This is a genomic window from Rhodococcus sp. T7 (assembly GCF_009872365.1).
GTDB lineage: Bacteria > Actinomycetota > Actinomycetes > Mycobacteriales > Mycobacteriaceae > Rhodococcus_F.
Map to the genome: position 1 here is coordinate 20828 of NZ_WXYH01000370.1, position 16677 is coordinate 37504.

At 68.7% G+C, this 16677-nt stretch carries 13 protein-coding genes; 7 read left to right on the plus strand and 6 right to left on the minus strand.

Features of this window, described 5'->3' with window-relative positions; genetic code table 11:
- Nucleotides 1-33: 33 nt before the first annotated feature.
- Entirely contained in the window at nt 34-1479 is a 1446-nt protein-coding gene (locus MLGJGCBP_RS39665; protein WP_328799668.1) for a CitMHS family transporter, read from the plus strand.
- Nucleotides 1480-1499: 20 nt separating this feature from the next.
- Here MLGJGCBP_RS39665 and MLGJGCBP_RS39670 read toward each other — a convergent pair whose 3' ends face one another.
- A complete protein-coding gene (locus tag MLGJGCBP_RS39670) occupies nt 1500-1685 on the minus strand; it encodes a hypothetical protein (protein ID WP_087557844.1) in 186 nt (61 codons plus the stop codon).
- 141 nt (nt 1686-1826) lie between these two features.
- Between MLGJGCBP_RS39670 and MLGJGCBP_RS39675 the strand changes: the two genes are divergently transcribed.
- Nucleotides 1827-2168 carry a histone-like nucleoid-structuring protein Lsr2 gene (locus MLGJGCBP_RS39675; RefSeq protein WP_087557657.1) on the plus strand — a complete coding sequence of 114 codons (342 nt, stop codon included), beginning with the start codon at nt 1827-1829 and terminating at the stop codon, nt 2166-2168.
- A gap of 82 nt (nt 2169-2250) precedes the next feature.
- Here the strand turns inward: MLGJGCBP_RS39675 and MLGJGCBP_RS39680 are convergent, their stop codons facing one another.
- Entirely contained in the window at nt 2251-2655 is a 405-nt protein-coding gene (locus MLGJGCBP_RS39680; protein WP_160102737.1) for a C40 family peptidase, read from the minus strand.
- Nucleotides 2656-2940: 285 nt separating this feature from the next.
- Here MLGJGCBP_RS39680 and MLGJGCBP_RS39685 point away from each other — a divergent pair, with 285 nt between their 5' ends.
- Complete coding sequence (locus MLGJGCBP_RS39685; protein ID WP_087557655.1) at nt 2941-3162, plus strand: hypothetical protein; 222 nt, start codon at nt 2941-2943, stop codon at nt 3160-3162.
- On the opposite strand, the gene MLGJGCBP_RS39690 is transcribed toward MLGJGCBP_RS39685, so the two are convergent.
- Nucleotides 3159-5483: an FHA domain-containing protein gene (locus MLGJGCBP_RS39690; RefSeq protein WP_160102739.1), complete on the minus strand. Its 2325-nt coding sequence runs from the start codon at nt 5481-5483 to the stop codon at nt 3159-3161. The genes MLGJGCBP_RS39685 and MLGJGCBP_RS39690 overlap by 4 nt on opposite strands.
- A gap of 131 nt (nt 5484-5614) precedes the next feature.
- Here MLGJGCBP_RS39690 and MLGJGCBP_RS39695 point away from each other — a divergent pair, with 131 nt between their 5' ends.
- Together MLGJGCBP_RS39695 and MLGJGCBP_RS39700 are read left to right on the plus strand one after the other, a co-directional pair.
- A complete protein-coding gene (locus MLGJGCBP_RS39695) occupies nt 5615-6379 on the plus strand; it encodes an ABC transporter permease (RefSeq protein WP_160102741.1) in 765 nt (254 codons plus the stop codon).
- Between the two features lie 102 nt (nt 6380-6481).
- Nucleotides 6482-8098, plus strand: a complete 1617-nt coding sequence (locus MLGJGCBP_RS39700; protein WP_160102743.1) for an FAD-dependent monooxygenase — start codon at nt 6482-6484, stop codon at nt 8096-8098.
- Here MLGJGCBP_RS39700 and MLGJGCBP_RS39705 read toward each other — a convergent pair.
- The 3 genes from MLGJGCBP_RS39705 to MLGJGCBP_RS39715 form a co-directional block, all read right to left on the minus strand.
- On the minus strand, nt 8067-10091 hold the full coding sequence (locus tag MLGJGCBP_RS39705; RefSeq protein WP_160102745.1) for an APC family permease: 2025 nt from the start codon (nt 10089-10091) through the stop codon (nt 8067-8069). The two genes, MLGJGCBP_RS39700 and MLGJGCBP_RS39705, sit on opposite strands and share 32 nt — an antisense overlap.
- 74 nt (nt 10092-10165) lie before the next feature.
- A complete protein-coding gene (locus MLGJGCBP_RS39710; RefSeq protein ID WP_160102747.1) occupies nt 10166-11431 on the minus strand; it encodes an amidohydrolase in 1266 nt (421 codons plus the stop codon).
- Nucleotides 11432-11462: 31 nt separating this feature from the next.
- Nucleotides 11463-12938, minus strand: coding sequence for an MFS transporter (locus MLGJGCBP_RS39715; RefSeq protein ID WP_160102749.1), 1476 nt, complete (start codon nt 12936-12938; stop codon nt 11463-11465).
- 141 nt (nt 12939-13079) lie between these two features.
- Here MLGJGCBP_RS39715 and MLGJGCBP_RS39720 point away from each other — a divergent pair, with 141 nt between their 5' ends.
- Nucleotides 13080-14072: an Lrp/AsnC family transcriptional regulator gene (locus tag MLGJGCBP_RS39720; protein ID WP_160102751.1), complete on the plus strand. Its 993-nt coding sequence runs from the start codon at nt 13080-13082 to the stop codon at nt 14070-14072.
- A gap of 161 nt (nt 14073-14233) precedes the next feature.
- Nucleotides 14234-16657 (plus strand): ATP-dependent Clp protease ATP-binding subunit, encoded by a 2424-nt coding sequence (locus MLGJGCBP_RS39725; protein WP_160102753.1) that lies wholly within the window; start codon nt 14234-14236, stop codon nt 16655-16657.
- Nucleotides 16658-16677: the final 20 nt, after the last annotated feature.

Below are 16677 nucleotides of genomic sequence, written 5' to 3' on the forward strand. Positions count from 1 at the left end.
GCGTCCCTCCCCCCGACACTGGCTGTTATCGCGATCACATCGCGACTCGAGCTCGGACGAGGAGTGGCAATGCTGGTAGCGCTCGGCTTTCTGATGGTGGCCGTGTTCATGTTCTTGATCATGTCCAAACGGGCCACTCCCGTGGTCGGGCTGATCGCCGTCCCGGTCGCATTCGGCATCGCGGCCGGGGCGGGCCTCGGCATCGGCGACATGATCACCGACGGGATCAAATCGCTGGCCCCCACGGCCGCGCTGCTGTTCTTCGCGATCATCTTCTTCGGGATCATGATCGACGTCGGCCTGTTCGACCCGCTGGTGAAACTCATCCTCCGGCTCGTCCGCAACGACCCCATGCGGCTCGTCGTCGGCACCGCGGTGCTCGCGATGGTGGTGTCGCTGGACGGTGACGGATCCACGACGTTCATCATCGTGACGTCCGCACTGTTGCCGCTGTACATGAAGCTGAAGGTCAGCCCCGTCGTGCTCACGGTGGTCGCCGGCCTGGCGAACGGCGCGATGAACATCGTCCCGTGGGGTGGGCCGACGGTCCGGGCCGCCTCGGCGCTGGGCATCTCCCCGTCCGACGTGTTCGTCCCGATGATCCCGTCGCTCGTGGTCGGACTGATCGTCGTGCTGCTGTTCGCCGTGCAACTCGGCTACAGCGAACGCCGCCGCATCGGCACACTCGAACTCACCGACGAGCGCCTCCTCGTCGCCGCAGGCTCCGGCCTCCGCCGCTCCGGCTCGGGCTCGGGCTCCGGGGGCAACGGTGACGCACCCCGGACGGGTGGCGGTTCCGGCGACGCCGGTTCGGACGACGGCCAGGGCTTCGCCGACGGCCTCGACCCCCAGCGGCCCACGCTGCGACCGAAGCTGTTGTGGTTCAACATGCTCGTGACCGTGACGCTGCTCGTCGTGCTCGTGATGGACGTGCTGCCGATTCCGGTGCTGTTCATGGTGGCCGCGGCGATCGCGCTGACGGTGAACTTCCCGCGGGTCAAGGAACAGCAGGAAGCGATCACCCGGCACTCGTCGAGCATCGTCTCCGTCGTCGCGATGGTGTTCGCCGCGGCCGTGCTCACCGGCGTGTTCCAGGGCACCGGCATGGTCGAGGCGATGGCGCAGTGGCTGCTCGAGATCATCCCCGCCGCGCTCGGACCGCACCTGGCCGTCATCACCGGCATCCTGAGCCTGCCGTTCACGTTCTTCATGAGCAACGACGCCTTCTACTTCGGCGTCATGCCCGTGCTCGCCGAGACGGCGTCCACGTACGGCATCGAACCGGTCGAGATGGCCCGCGCGTCCATCACCGGCCAGACGTTCCACATGCAGAGCCCCCTCGTCCCGGCCATCCTCCTGCTCGTCACCCTGGCGGGTGTCCCGCTAGCGGACCACCATAAGAAGGTGCTGTGGCGCGCGGCGCTGGTGTCGCTGTCGATGCTGGTGGTCGGCGTGATCCTGGGGCAGATCCCATGGTGACGTAGTCGTCCGCCGGTGACTTAATCGGCGGAGTCGGACTCGGTGTCGGTGGCGGGCCCCTCGGGGGTTGCGCCACCTTCGCCGCTCCAGTCGGCGCCGGAACCCTTGTCGTCCTCGGCCGGATCGGACACCACGTCCTTGTCCGCGCCGGGGGCGCCGCTGTCGGTGGTCGTCGTCTTCGGTCCGGAATCGTCCTTCGCTGTCATGTCCGACGAATACCCCGACATCAGGGTCTGCCAATCAGACGCTCGCAGGTCCACAGTGCGAAAAGCCCCGTCGGGGATTGGCAGGTGAACAATACTTCGACGTAGTGTTCCCCGGGTTATCGACGATGAAGGAGTGGAACTGTGGCGCGCAAAGTTGTTGTCGAACGCATCGACGACATCGACGGAACTCCGATCAAGAACGGTAAGGGGGAGACCATTCCGTTCTCAGTCGACGGCGTCGACTACGAGATCGATCTGAAGCTCAAGAACGCCAGGGAATTCCACAAGACTCTCGAGTTCTACATCGAGCATGCAACTCGGGTCGGGGGAAGGAAGCGCCGGTCGACCACTGCGGTGGATCCGTCGCAGGGCCGTGGGCAGGCGAAGGAAATCCGGGAATGGGCGACGGCGCAGGGCTACGAGTTGTCCGCGCGCGGCCGTATTCCCGCCCAGATCGAGGAAGCGTACAACGCGGCGCACTGAGATCGCGTCGTCGCGGGCGGTCGAAAAAGGGCCCCCAGCCGCCCCCGACCGGGTCGGCTGGGGGCGGTCTCGGACGCAGCCGTCAGTATCGCCGCGCTGCGTGAAACGACATGGAGTTCAAGGCCACTCGCGTGACCGGCCGACCCGGAGCCGGGGCGTGGACGACGGTGTCGTCGCCCGCGTAGATCCCGGCGTGGCCGCCCCCGTAGAAGAGGACGACGTCACCGGGCTGCAGGTCGTCCCGGTCGACGGCGGTTCCGTGCAGGAGTTGCTCGTACGTGGTGCGCGGAACCGATACGCCCGCCTGTTTGTACGCCCACTGGACGAGACCGGAACTGTCGAACGCGCTGTGGTCGCCGGCGCCGCGGGTGCAGGCGATGCCGATTCTGGTGGTGGCGGCGCGCAGGGCGTGGCGTCCCGGCCGCACCGGGTCGGCGCGAAACGTCTGAACCAGATGAAGCCCGTGGTTTCCGGTGTGGGGGTTCATGCCGTCGGTACTCCAGTGCGCTCGGTGTGGTGTCGCGTCTGCGGGGCGCGCTCTGATTACAGGGTGGCCCCGACACGGGCCGGGCGCACCGGCCGAATTACCTGGATACGTGCCTGTCTTCCCTCGCTCTGCCGCCGGGTTCGAGGGTCGGTGACAGAATTATTCGATCTGGTCGGTTTGGTACTCGCGAGTAGTGGATGCTGCTAATAACCTCGAGTAGGTAATGATTCTGCAAAGAGGAGTGGTCCGCTGCGTCCTGTGGGCTGGGATGGAGGAAGGCGGACGATGACGATCCGACAAACCGCGAACTGTGCCTTCGGCGTCGCCCGCCTGGCGTTCGATGCAGCCGCCGCCGTCCTGTCCGTTGCCGTGGCCGTACCGGTCGCCTTCGTCGCGGGCGAGGCGAGAACGATGGCCCACACGGCGAGAGGCGACATCACGCCGGCCCCCGAAAATTCGGACCGGGAGCACGTTCACGACCTGGGGACAGTCGTCGAACTGAGCTAGCCGGCCCGGCGGGAACGCCGGAGTCGGAGCCGGGCGTAGGTGACGACCCCGAGCACACCACTGATGAGCACCAGCATGGCGATGCTGAGCAGCCACCACGACGCGGCGTGCTGCCACAGTGTGTCGGGCTCGGTGCCGGTGGCGTTGGTGCGCAGGTCCACCGTCGAGGCGGAGGCCGCGAACCCCCAGCGGGACGGGAAGAGCCACGACAGCTGTTCGAGGACCTTGCGTCCGGTGATGGTGATCAGTCCTCCGCACATCACCAACTGCACCATGATCGTGACCACCAGCATCGGCATCACCTGCTCGTTGGAGCGCGCCACCGAGGACAACGCCAAACCGACGAGGACGCAGGAACAGGTGGTGACGGCGATGTCCACGATCAGTTCGACGGAGCCCGAGGGGATCAGGCTGCCCCGGCCCGGAAAACCCTTGCCCACGAACACGATCGCCACCATGATCACCGACTGCACGATCGCGGCGGCGCAGAACACGACGATCTTCGCCGTCAGGTAGGCGGACGGGAGCAGCCCGGCGGCGCGTTCGCGGTGATAGATCATGCGTTCGCCGACCAGGTCGCGGATGGTCAGCGAGCATCCCATGAACGCGGCGCCGAGGATCAGCACGACCAGGATCTGGGTGAGTTCGCCGGACTCGTCGAGGCCGGACGGGCCGAACCCGGTGTCGCCGGGCACGAGCACGGCCAGCCCGCCGAGCACGAACGGCAGCAGGGACAGGAAGATCAGGTACCCCCGGTCGGCGCGGATCAGCCGCACCTGGCGGCGGGCGACGGTACTCAACTGCTTGCGCCGCGAGGTGTGCGCCGGACTGCCGAGCGGTCCCGGCGTGCTCGGGGCAGGCACCTCCACGGACGGGCGGGTGGCGCGGTAGGCGGCGAATACCCCGTCGGGGTCGGCCGCGACGCGGGCGAAGATGTCGGCCCAGTCGGTGCTACCGAGCGCGGCCCCGACCCGGTCCGGCGGACCCACGTACGCCGTCTTGCCGCCCGGCGCGAGGAGCAGCACCTGATCGCACATCTCGAGGTACGACAGCGAATGGGTGACGATCACGACGACGCGGCCCGAATCGGCGAGCCGGCGCAACGTCGCCATGATCTGCCGGTCGAGCGCGGGGTCGAGGCCCGACGTCGGTTCGTCGAGGATCAGCAGGGACGGGCCGGTGAGCAACTCCATCGCGACGGACGCGCGTTTGCGTTGTCCGCCGGACAGCCGGTCGACCCTCGTGTCGGCGTGTTCGGACAGTTGCAGTTCACCCAGGACCGTCGCGATCACCTCCTCACGGTCCTCCCGGCTGGTGTCCGGCGGCAGTCTCAGCTCCGCCGCATAGCCGAGCGCCTGCCGGATGGTCAACTGGCGGTGCACGACGTCGTCCTGGGGGACCATCCCGATGCGGGAGCGCAGCACCTGGTATTCGGCGTGCACGCTGCGTCCCTCGAATTCGACCACGCCCTCGGTGGGTCGCTCCGAACCGGAGATGATGGTGGCCACCGTGGTCTTGCCCGCGCCGGACGGGCCGATCACCGCGGTGAGGCTGCCCGGCTGGGCGGTGAACGTGACGTCCTCGAGCAGGCGGCGCCCGCCTTCGATGGTGAGTCCGACGCCGTCCACGCGCAGACCGCCCGCGGTCGGAGACACCACGCGCCGCGGAACGAGCCGGCCTTCCCGCACGCCGAAATCGGTGTTGCCGATCGTGACGACGTCGCCGTCGGTCAACTGCGCCCGTGACACCCGGGCGCCGCCGACGAACGTTCCGTTGACGCTCCCCAGGTCGTCGATCTCGAGGCCGGACGGCACGTGGTGGACGATGGCGTGATGGCGTGAGGCCAGCACGTCCCGGACGACGATGTCGTTGTCGGGCGACCGCCCTACCGTGAGTGATCCCGCCGGAGTCTCGTCGTGCGGTGTCGCAGTCGGGGCGCTGGGTGTCCCGACGCTGATCGTGGACTCGTCCCATCGGGCGCCCACGTCCTGTCGCGTCGCGTCCGGATCTTCGATCGAGAGCCGCACGACCGGACCCTCGGTCGCGTCACCCAGGCGGACGCGGACGGGGCTCGCGACGGGAACCTTCTCGCGGCGCTCACCGTCGACGTAGATCCCGTTCTTACTGCCGGAGTCGACGAGCTGCCAGCCGTCGTCCCAGGTGAGCTGCGCATGTTCGCGGGACACCACGGGGTCGACGATCGTGACCTCCAACTGCGGATCCCGGCCGATGCGGACGGCTTTGCCCGCGCTGTGGGTCGTGCGGCCGTGTTCGGTCTCGACCACGACCCGCGGGTGCTCTGTGTTCGCCCGGTCGTCCATCGCCACGGCCTCCGGTCAGCGTCATCGGGCGTAGAGCGTCGACTCCTCCATGGTCGCACGCACTCCCCGGGCCGCGTGGGCAGAACGGGTACTCCCGAACCCGGGGCTTCCAGTGAGGAACACTGGGCCGGGTGAGTACGTCCCTGGCGAATCCCGGTGTCGGACTGGCCGTGCTGTGCACCGTGATGGTCGTCTGCGCGGCCGTGGTCTACCGCCTCACCCGGCTCGGTAGTCCACTGGTCGTGCCCGCCGCGGCGATCCGGGGCGCCGCCCAGCTCGCCGCGGTGTCGCTGATCCTGGCCGCCGCTCTCGCGCAGTTGTGGTCCTCGATCCTCGTGCTGGTCGTCATGTTCGCGGCGGCGGTGGGGACATCCGCTCGGCGTGCGAGGGCCGGGCGGTCCGCGCTGTGGCTGGCGCTGTCGCTCACGGCGGGAGTGGGCATCGTGCTGCCGTTGATGCTGGTGAGCGGGGTGGTTCCGCTCGAAGGGGTCGCCCTCGTTCCGGTCGGCGGGATCGTGCTCGGCGGCGCGATGACGGCGACCTCCCTCGCGGCGCGGCGGGGGCTCGATGCGGTCGAACAGCGGTGGGGTGAGGTGGAGGCGGGGCTCAGTCTCGGGCTCAGCGTCCGCGACGCCCGCCTGGAGGTGGTCCGGTCCGCCGCCTCGGACGCGTTGCTTCCGGGGCTGGACCAGACCCGGACCGTCGGGCTGGTCACCCTGCCGGGGGCGTTCGTCGGGGTGCTGCTCGCGAGCGGATCCGCCGTCCAGGCCGGCGCCGTCCAGATCCTCGTTCTGGTAGGGCTGCTGCTCGCGCAGACCTGCGCGGTGGCCGTGACGATCGAACTGGTGGCCAGGGAGGCCGTCCGCCGGCCACGGGAGCACGCCGTGCCCACCTGAAAGCTGCGGCCACGGCCTCTGTCTGGCCCGAACCCCGGTCGATCACGTGGCCGGTCCCGCATACTGGGCGGTGGTCGGTCCCTGCTGACGAGGCGGTGTCGTGTGGTGCATCCCGAGGTATTGGTGGTCGGAGCGGGTCCTGTCGGTCTGACAGCGGCGATCGAACTGCGCAGGCGAGGCGTCGCCTGCCGCATCATCGATCCCCTGCTCGAGCCGCCGCAGTACGCGAAGGCGGTGGGAATTCAGCCGCGCACACTCGAGGTGTTCGAGAGCATGGGTGTGCTGCGGAACATCCTGGACGCGTCGATCGAGATGCTCGGGCAGATCGTGTACGTCAACGGCGACGAGGTCGCCCGGCTGGACCTGTCGCTCCCAGCGGACATCCCGTTCGAATTCATCGGGCTGCCCCAGTACGAGACCGAACGCATCCTCACCGAGCACCTGGCCACGTTCGGCACCACGATCGAACGCGGAAGCAGGCTGACGGCGTTCGAACAGGACGACGACGGCGTCGTCGCCACGGTCACCGGAGCGGATGGCGACGAAACCGTCCTAACCCAGTACCTTTTCGGCTGCGACGGCGCGCACAGCGTGGTCCGCAAGGGTCTCGGCCTCACCTTCGAGGGCGGTGCGTTCGTCGAGCAGTACATGCTCGGCGACGTCGAGGTCGACTGGACGATGCCGCGCGGCTACGGAATCCGGTCGATGCATCAGACGGACGGCGAGACCGACGACCTGCTGGTGTGCATCCCGCTGCCCGGGCGCCGCCGCTACCGGATGTCGATGCTGGTGCCCAGCGATCTCGCCGGCACCGGAACTCCGGCGGCCGACAAGATCGCGCACGGTTTCGAAGCGGGACCGACGCCCGAGCTGAGCCACATCCAGGCCGTGCTCGACCGGCTGTCGCCCCAGCCGACGCGGGCGTCGAATCTTCGCTGGTCGTCCGTCTTCCGGATCAGCCACCGCATCGTCGACTCGTACGGGCGCGGCCGGGTGTTCGTCGCGGGCGACGCCGCGCACATCCATCCGCCGACCGGCGCACAGGGCATGAACACCGGCATCCAGGACGCCCACAACCTGGCGTGGAAGGTCGCGCTGGCGGTGTCCGGTGCCGCGGCCCCCGATCTGCTGGACAGCTACGACGCCGAGCGGCGGCCCGTCGGGGAGGAGGTGGTGGGACGCACCGTGCGCAGCGCCCGGGAGGGGATCGGGGCGGGGTCGTCGGATCCCGATTACGTGATCCGCCGCGAGGCGCAACTTCTCATCAGTTACGCGGACAGTCCGATCGTCGGCCGACCGGAGTCGAATGCGGCACTCGTGCCCGGCAGTCGGGCATCCGACGCCCGCGGGCTGACCCGCACCACCGTCGCGTTTCCCCTCCGGCTGTTCACGCTCCTCGCGGGACCGAACCACACGCTGCTGCTGTATGCCGACGACTCGGTCGACGCGCGCGGGCTGGAACTGCTCGAGGCCGCCGCGACGTCGGTGGACGCGGCGACCGGCGGACTCGTCGACACGTACCTCGTCGCGTCGCCTGCCGCCGAGGTCGGCGAAACGGTGCTGCCGCTGATCCGGGACCGCGACGGCGAGTTCGCCCGCGCCTACGGAACCGAAGGTTCCGCCGCGTTCGTCGTCCGCCCGGACGGCTATCTGGGATTCCGGCAGAGTCCGGTCGCCGTCGACGGACTCACCGAGTATCTGAAGCCGACTTTCCGCTGAGTTCGACGGTCGTGGGCAGGCCACGCCGGATGTCGCCCGGCGCGGGCTTGCCGAGCGGTGCCCCGGCCCGCGTGGCCGAATCCAGCAGCCACGGCACGCTCGTGACCATCACCCCGGACGTGAACAGCAACCGGCCCTTGAGACGCAGCGCATTCTGGTTGTGCAGCAGGTGTTCCCACCAGCGACCGACCACGTATTCGGGGATGAAGATGGTGACGACTCCGCCGGGGACCCGCTTCCGGACGGATTTCACGTATCCCATGATGGGGCCGGTGACTTCGCGGTACGGCGATTCGAGGACCTTCAACGGCACCGGAATCTCGTATTTCTCCCACTCCCGCTGCAACTTCGTGGTGTCGGCGCCCTGCACGGTGACGGCCTCGAGCGTCGTCGGATGGGTGGCGCGGGCGTACGCGAGGGCCCGGGCGGTGGGTTTGTTGAGCACGGACACCAGCACGATGGTGTGCACCTGGGAGGGGAGGGTGAAGCTGTCCTCGTCGACGACGAGGAGCGCCGCGATCCGGTCGTAGTGCCGCCGCACCCCGCGCATCAGGAAGAACAGGATCGGCATCGCGATGACCACCAGGTAGGCGCCCTCGGTGAACTTCGTGATCGTGACGATGATCAGGACGGTGCCCGTGAGGACGGCGCCGGTGCCGTTGAGCGCCCGCCTACCGCGGATACGACGACGCTGGCGGGAGTCGGATTCGGTTGCCAGCACACCGTTCCAGTGCCGGACCATGCCCGCCTGGCTGAGGGTGAAGGACGTGAACACCCCGAGGATGTACAGCTGGATGAGGTGAGTGACGGACGCGTGGAACAGGACGATCAGCCCGCCCGCCGTCACCGCGAGGAGCACGATGCCGTTGCTGAACGCCAACCGGTCGCCGCGCGTGTTGAGCTGGACGGGAAGGTAACGGTCGCGGCCGAGCACCGACGCGAGCAGCGGGAAGCCGTTGTAGGCGGTGTTCGCGGCGAGCACGAGGATCAGCACGGTCGCGGCCTGCACGTAGAAGAAGCCGAAGTTGGTGGTGCCGCCGAACACGGCGGCCGCGATCTGCGCGATGACGGTGCGCTGCGGGTCGGTCTCGCAGTTTCCGGCGAACCCGATCAGATCGCACGGATTCACCGCGACGTGCACCTTGGCGACGATGGCCAGCGCGGTGATTCCCGCGAACATCACGATGGCCGTCGCCGCCATCGCCATGAGGGTCTTCGCGGCGTTGGCGCTCTTCGGTTTACGGAACGCGGGCACCCCGTTGGAGATCGCCTCCACCCCCGTCAGCGCGGTGCATCCGGACGAGAACGCGCGCAGCGCGAAGAACACGAGGGCCAGACCGGTCAGCCCGGACAGTTCCGGTTCGATGGTGTAGCCGGCGCTTTCGGCGACGGGCGTCGAACCCACGGCGACACGGATGAACCCCGTCACGATCAGGATCATCACGCCGGCGATGAACCCGTACGTCGGGAAGGCGAACATGGCCCCCGATTCGCGGATCCCGCGCAGGTTCATCACCGTCAGCAGCACCACGAACGCCACGGCCAGGGTCACCCGGTGCGTGTCCAGCACAGGCACCGCCGAGATCAGATTGTCGACGCCGGCCGAGACCGACACCGCCACCGTCATCACATAATCGATGAGCAGTGCGGACGCCACCGTCAATCCTGCGGACGGGCCGAGATTCTTGGTGGCCACCTCGTACGAGCCGCCCCCGCTGGGATACGCGTACACCACCTGGCGGTACGACAGGGCGACGACCGCGAGAAGCACCACCACCCCGACCGCCAGATACGGTGTCAGATAGAAGTACGCGAGACCGCCCAGCGACAGGATCAGCAGGATCTCCTGCGTCGCATACGCGACGGACGACAGCGGGTCGGACGCGAAGATCGGCAGCGCCAGACGCTTGGTCAGCAACTGCTCCCCGAGATCGTCACTGCGCAGCGGGCGTCCCAGAGCCAGCCGCCGGACCGCTCGAACGAGAGCCACCACCAGTTCAGCGTAGAACCGCGGTGGGGTGCAGCGCGGGTTTTCGCTCTCAGGCCGCGTTGCACCCCACCGGAGGGCTACACGTACGCAGGCCGGCGTGTGGCGCCGGGTGCCCGGGTGCGCTGCCGCTCGAGAACCTCTTCCCGCGCCTCGACGTCGGTGGCGAGGTCGACGATCGCCGCGGCCAGAGCGTAGGCCCCGTCGACGATGGCGTCGTCGGCGGCCGGCGAGATCGCGTCGGCCGCGAATGCCGCTGTGTGCGGTGCGGCCGTCGAACCCATCACCCCGATCAACGGGTGGATCGACGGGAGGGCCTGGGAGACGTTGCCCATGTCGGTCGATCCGCCGCCGAGTGCGCCGCCGTTCAGCGGTGTCATCACCCGGCCCCGATGCCCGAGGGCGGCGTCGAAACGGTCGGCGAGGAACGGGTGCTGGACGAGGGGCTCGTAGATCGGATCGACAGGGGTGACGGCGTAGCTGCATCCGGTGGCCGTCGCGGCGCCGTCCACGCAGGCGAGCACCTTCTTCTTCAGTTCGGCGGTCTCCGCGAGGTCGAAGGAGCGCACCTCGGCCTCGACGACCGCGGTTGCCGGAATGATGTTGGAGACGTCGCCACCGGACAGCGTGACGGCGCTGACCCGCACGGTGTCGGGCAGGTGCTGCCGCAACAGTCCCACGGCCACCTGCATGACCGTCGCCGCGTCGCCCGCGTTGATCCCTGCGCTCGGCGCGGCCGCCGCGTGCGACGCCCGCCCGGTGAACTCGACCCGGAACCGGTCGCGGGACTGCGACGTGCTCCCCGCGGTGGACACGACGATGCCGGGACCGGGGTGAACCATCAGCGACACCGTCGCGTCCTCCCAGGCGCCGGCCTCCAGCATGTGGGCCTTGCCCGCACCCTTCTCCTCGGCCGGCGTCCCGAGAAGCTTGACCCGGATGCCGAGCTCGTCCGCAACCCGGGACAGCGCGATCGCCGCCCCCGCTCCGGCAGTCGCGATGATGTTGTGGCCGCATGCGTGCCCGATGCCGGGGAGGGCGTCGTACTCGGCGCAGACCACGACCGTCAGGTCACCGCTGCCGTACGCGGCCTCGAGTGCGGTGTCCTGCCCCCAGACACCCACGTCCACCGTGAAACCGGCATCGCGGAGCAGGTCTGCGACGAGCGCCGCCGAACGGTGTTCCTCGAACGCGAGTTCCGGATGGGCGTGCAGGTCGTGGCTCGTGGCGACGAGGCGGTCGCGCCATTCGAGGACGGTGTCCTCCACGCGTCGCTTCAACTCCTCGGCGACTGCGTTCGGGCCGCCGGAGACGTCGATGTCGCCGGCAATTGCGGTGTCGGTCATGAACTTTCCTTTCTTCTGGAGAGAACGGTGATCACGCCTCGGCGGGCGCGGCGGCAGTGACGGTAGGCGCAGTGCGCTCGGCGGCGGGTCCGCGTGTCACCACCGCGAGGCCGGCGACGGCGAGCGAGAGCAGCCCGCAGATCACCCAAACCGCTTGGTACCCCGCCTCGCTCGTGATCACGGAACCGCCGTCGAGCGTCGCCGTGAACCCGGACATCACCGCAGTGAAGCTGGCGCCTGCGATGGCACCGGCGACGGTGCGGGCAGTGTTGTAGAGGCCCGATGCGATGCCGACCGAGTCCCGTGGCGCCCGTGCCACCACCACGTTGGGGAGCGCGGAGATGATGATGCCGTTGCCGAGTCCGGACACGACGAGCCACACGAGGACGCTGACGGTGTCCGAGTGCAGCACCGTGAGCAGGGCGTACCCCAGTGCGGCGGCCACCGCGCCGACGATGACGGCGGTGACGTCGCCGACCCGCGCACCCAGCCGCGGTCCGGCGAACGTGCCGGCGAACGCCGCGATCGACGCGAACACGAGGACCAGGCCGATCAGCGACGACGACAGGCCGAGCCCGAATCCGGCCGCTGCCGGGTCGGTGCCGACGAAGAGCGCGATCGGGGTCTGGCTGCCGAACAACTGGGCCCCGAACAGGGCCGCGAGCAGGATGGGCAGCCCGACACCGGCACGGCCGGAGAGCATCGCGAAATCGACCAGCGGCGAGGACACCCGCCGCTCGAGCACCACCCACAGCGCGAGAAGCGTGCCGCCGAGCAGGAGCCCACCCAGCACCGGCCCCGACGCCCACCCGAACCTGTTGCCCGTGCTGATCGCGAACAACGCGAACGCTAGCCCCGCCCCCAGGAGAATCGCCCCGGCCCAGTCGAGGCGGCCCGACGTGCGCGCCGTGGTTTCGGGGACGAAGAACACCACGACGACGAGCGCGAGCGCCATGAGTGCCGCCGGAACGAGAAGCAGCACAGTCAGACTGAGGAACGATGCGAGGACCCCGGACAGGACGACGCCGACGCTGGCGCCGAGCGTGAGCCCGCCGACCAGCAAACCGATCGCTTTCCCGGACTGCTCACAGGCGCGCTCCCGCACGATCGCGAACTCGAGCGGCAGGAACGCCGCGAGTGCGCCGGTGATCGCCCGGCCCAGGATGAAGATGCCGAACGTCGGGGCGAGCGCCGACACGACGCTGCCGACCGTGACCATCGCCGTCGCGACGACGAGCATCCGCTTGTGTCCGTACTGGTCGCCCATCTTGGCGAGCAACGGCACGAGGACCGCGGTCGCGAGCAGATAACTCGTCTGCACCCAGTTCAGGTCGGCGGGGCCGACCGAGTACTTCTCACCGATCGCCGAGAGGACCGGACTGAACCATGCCTGGAGGAATCCGCTCGACAGTTCCATGGCGAAGAGGAACCCGACGAAGCCGGCCGCGGCGCCGAGACGCCGGTCGGAACCGGCGCCGGTGGGAATGGGGGATCGGAGTGCTCCCATGTGTGACCTCCAAGGTTGCGGGCCGCCTCGGGAGGCGACATGACAATATGAGCGAAACGACCGAATCGATGCGTCCGAGTGTTGGGTCAGTGAATTTCTGCGGTGTAAATGCGCAGAAGTTGACGCTGAGGAGGTACTGATATGCAGGAGAAGACGCCCACGGAGGACGAACTTCGACTTATTCACGCGTTGCAGGTGTGGCCGCGGGTGCCGTGGTCGCAACTCGGGCCGATCCTCGGGGCCGACCCGGTGACTCTCGCGCGACGGTGGTCCGGGCTGAGCGAACGGGGCATGGCCTGGGTGACGGTCCAGCCGCCGATGTCCGAGGCCGCGCGCGGCGCGATCGTCGAGGTCGAGTGCGTCGCCGGGTCGATCGACGCGGTGATCACCGAGTTGTCCCAGGACACCGAGTGCATGTCGATCGACGTCGCCTCGGGTGGTCGCGACCTGATCCTCACCGTGGGCTGCCCCGACCCGACAGCGTTCAACCGATACGTCGTGTCCCGCGTCGCGGGCATCCCCGACGTTCGCACCGTCCGCACGCACCCGGTGATCACCGCGATCTCCGGAGCATCGCAGTGGCGTCTGCGCGCTCTCGACGCCGACGAGTCGGGCGCGATCGACGCCGCCCGACGCCGGGACGCCGCCCGGCTCTCGGCGATGTTCGCCCGTCCGCCGGTCGCCGAACGGGACATCATCGCCATCCTGTCCCGCGACGGTCGTGCGACGACACGGACCGTCGCGGACGCCCTCGGGACCTCCACGCGGCGGGCGCGCGAACGGCTGAGCGCGACCCTCGCTTCGGGCGCTTTCGAATTCCGCACGGACATGCCGCGCTGGGCCTCGGGGTATCCCGTCTGCGCGTGGTACTTCCTCCGGGTTCCCGCCGCCCAGATGGCCAGGGTCGGCGCCAACCTGAGCGGGCTGCCCGCGGTGCGGACGGTGTTGTCGGTGGCAGGGCCTGCCAATCTCCTGGTGTCGGTGTGGTTGCGCGGACTCTCCGACGTCGAAGGGCTCGAGGCCGTCGTCGAGCAGAAACTGCCCGCGGTCAGCATCCTCGACCGGTGCCTCGTTCTCGGCGTCCGCAAACGCATGGGCCGGGTGTTCGACGAGGACGAACTGCCCTTGCAGTAGGCGCTCCGCGCCCGTGCGCCTTTCTGGTTGTTCCCGCTACCAAAAAGGCGCACGAGCGCGAAGCGCCTGTGATCGCGCTCACATCCGGGACAGCCGGGAATTGATCGCAGAGTTGGCACGTTAGTTGAGTCAGTAACGCTCAACTTATAGGAGGCTGAGGAATGCCAGCATTCTTCGGGCCGGAGGGCCCAGGTCGCATCGACATCAGTCGGCTCATGAGCCGCTCCACCCAGGAGCTCATGGCTGCTGCTGCCCGCTTCGCCGCAGGTCGTGGCGACGCGGAACTCGATGCACTCCACGTTCTGCGCGTCATGACAGAACACGACCCCGTCAGTTCCCTGATGCGCCGCGCAGGCGCCGACACCTCGGCCGTCGCCGATGCCGTCGAGCTGCGACTGCCTCAGGGCCGCGACACGTCAGGCTTTGCAACGCCCGCACTGAGCGGTGCGCTGAAGACCGCGCTGCTCGAGGCGCATCAGCTCGCGCGCGCTCTCGGTTCTACCTACATCGATCCCGAGCACCTCTTCCTGGCGCTCGCCGCGGATCAGGACCACGCCGCCGGACGACTGCTCGCGTCCGAGGGCATCACCCCGGAACGCCTGCAGACCGCGGTGCAGGGCGGGTCGGTGGAGGAGTCCCCGGACTCCGAGACCCCCACGCTCGACAAGTACGCCTTCGACCTCACCGAACGCGCACGCGGCGGCGGAGTCGACCCGGTGATCGGGCGCGCCGACGAGATCGAGCAGACCATCGAGATCCTGTCGCGCCGCACCAAGAACAACCCCGTGCTGGTCGGTGAGGCCGGCGTCGGCAAGACGGCGGTCGTCGAGGGCCTGGCCCAGCGCATCGTCGACGGCGACGTCCCCGACCGTCTGACGGGTAAGCGCATCGTGCAACTCGACCTGTCGAGCATGGTGTCGGGCACCCGGTACCGCGGCGACTTCGAGGAACGCCTCAACAAGGTGATCGACGAGATCTCGGCCCACTCGGACGAGCTGATCGTCTTCATCGACGAGGTGCACTCCATCGCCGGTGCCGGTGGCGGCGCCGACGGTGCGATGGACGCGGGCAACATCCTCAAGCCGAAGCTGGCCCGCGGTGAACTGCACATCGTCGGTGCGACGACGCTCGACGAGTACCGCAAGCACATCGAGAAGGACCCGGCGCTCGAACGGCGCTTCCAGCCGGTGACGGTGGCGGAGCCGAGCGTCGAGGATGCGGTGGCGATCCTGTCCGGTCTGCGTGACCGGTACGAGGAGCATCACGGTGTCCGCTACACCGACGAGGCGATCACGGCCGCGGTCGAGCTGTCGGCCCGCTACATCGGCGACCGCTTCCTGCCGGACAAGGCGATCGACCTGATCGATCAGGCCGGCGCCCGGTTGCGGCTGCGGATGCCGAGCGTCGACGTCGAGGCTCTGCGGGCGAAGCTGGCGGAACTCGAACAGGCCAAGGAGCAGGCCGTCGCCGACGAGCAGTACGAGAAGGCGTCGAGTCTGCGCGACGAGGCCACGGCGGTCCAGGCCCGAATCGACGGGAAGTCCGTCGGTGCGTCCGACGCCGCGCCCGAGGTGACGGCCGAGCAGATCGCCGAGGTCGTGTCGCGGGCCACCGGGATCCCGGCCAGCCAGATGACCGAGGAGGAGAAGGAACGTCTCCGCCGGCTCGAGGACGAACTGCACCGCCGCGTCATCGGCCAGGACGACGCCGTGAAGGCGATCGCCCGGGCCGTGCGCCGCAGCCGCACCGGGATGAACGATCCCGACCGTCCCGTGGGCAGCTTCCTGTTCCTCGGACCGACGGGTGTCGGCAAGACCGAACTCGCGAAGGCGCTGGCCGCCACACTGTTCGGTGACGAGAACAAGATGCTGCGACTCGACATGAGCGAGTTCGGTGAACGTCACACGGTCAGCCGGCTCGTCGGTGCTCCTCCCGGCTACGTCGGGTACGGGGAGGCGGGGCAGCTCACCGAGCAGGTCCGGCGGAACCCGTACTCGGTGATCCTGCTCGACGAGATCGAGAAGGCGCACCCGGACGTGTTCAACACGCTGCTGCAGGTGCTCGACGACGGTCGGCTCACCGACGGTCAGGGCCGGACGGTGGACTTCAAGAACACCGTGCTGATCATGACCAGCAACCTGGGATCCGACATCATCTCCAGCAAGTCGGGTGCGCTGGGCTTCAGCACCGGTGACGCGGAGGCGTCGGAGAAGCCGCTGCGGGATCGGGTGATGGGCCGGCTGCGCGAGTCGATGCGTCCGGAGTTCCTGAACCGGATCGACGAGATCGTGATCTTCCGCAAGCTCGACACCGATCAGCTGCACCGGATCACCGACCTGCTGCTGGACGACAGTCGGAAGCGACTGCAGTCCAAGGGCATCGAGATCTCGTTCAGCGACGCCGCGGTCGACTGGATCGCCGAGCACGGACACCAGCCCGAGTTCGGGGCGCGCCCGTTGCGCCGGTCGATTCAGCGGGCCGTCGACGATCGGATCGCCGATCTGCTGCTCGACGACGTCCTCGTCGAGGGTGGCAGCATCGCGGTCGGCGTGGCCGACGACGAGTTGGACCTCGTGGTCGGCTGATCCCCCACGTGAGTGGCAAA

What these genes read in the sequence shown, in the direction of transcription:
- MLGJGCBP_RS39670 (WP_087557844.1), bottom strand. Translation starts at nt 1,685, where the DNA reads ATGACAGCGAAGGACGATTCCGGACCGAAGACGACGACCACCGACAGC.
- MLGJGCBP_RS39680 (WP_160102737.1), bottom strand. Translation starts at nt 2,655, where the DNA reads ATGAACCCCCACACCGGAAACCACGGGCTTCATCTGGTTCAGACGTTT.
- MLGJGCBP_RS39685 (WP_087557655.1), top strand. Translation starts at nt 2,941, where the DNA reads ATGACGATCCGACAAACCGCGAACTGTGCCTTCGGCGTCGCCCGCCTG.
- MLGJGCBP_RS39690 (WP_160102739.1), bottom strand. Translation starts at nt 5,483, where the DNA reads ATGGACGACCGGGCGAACACAGAGCACCCGCGGGTCGTGGTCGAGACC.
- MLGJGCBP_RS39710 (WP_160102747.1), bottom strand. Translation starts at nt 11,431, where the DNA reads ATGACCGACACCGCAATTGCCGGCGACATCGACGTCTCCGGCGGCCCG.
- MLGJGCBP_RS39715 (WP_160102749.1), bottom strand. Translation starts at nt 12,938, where the DNA reads ATGGGAGCACTCCGATCCCCCATTCCCACCGGCGCCGGTTCCGACCGG.
- MLGJGCBP_RS39720 (WP_160102751.1), top strand. Translation starts at nt 13,080, where the DNA reads ATGCAGGAGAAGACGCCCACGGAGGACGAACTTCGACTTATTCACGCG.
- MLGJGCBP_RS39725 (WP_160102753.1), top strand. Translation starts at nt 14,234, where the DNA reads ATGCCAGCATTCTTCGGGCCGGAGGGCCCAGGTCGCATCGACATCAGT.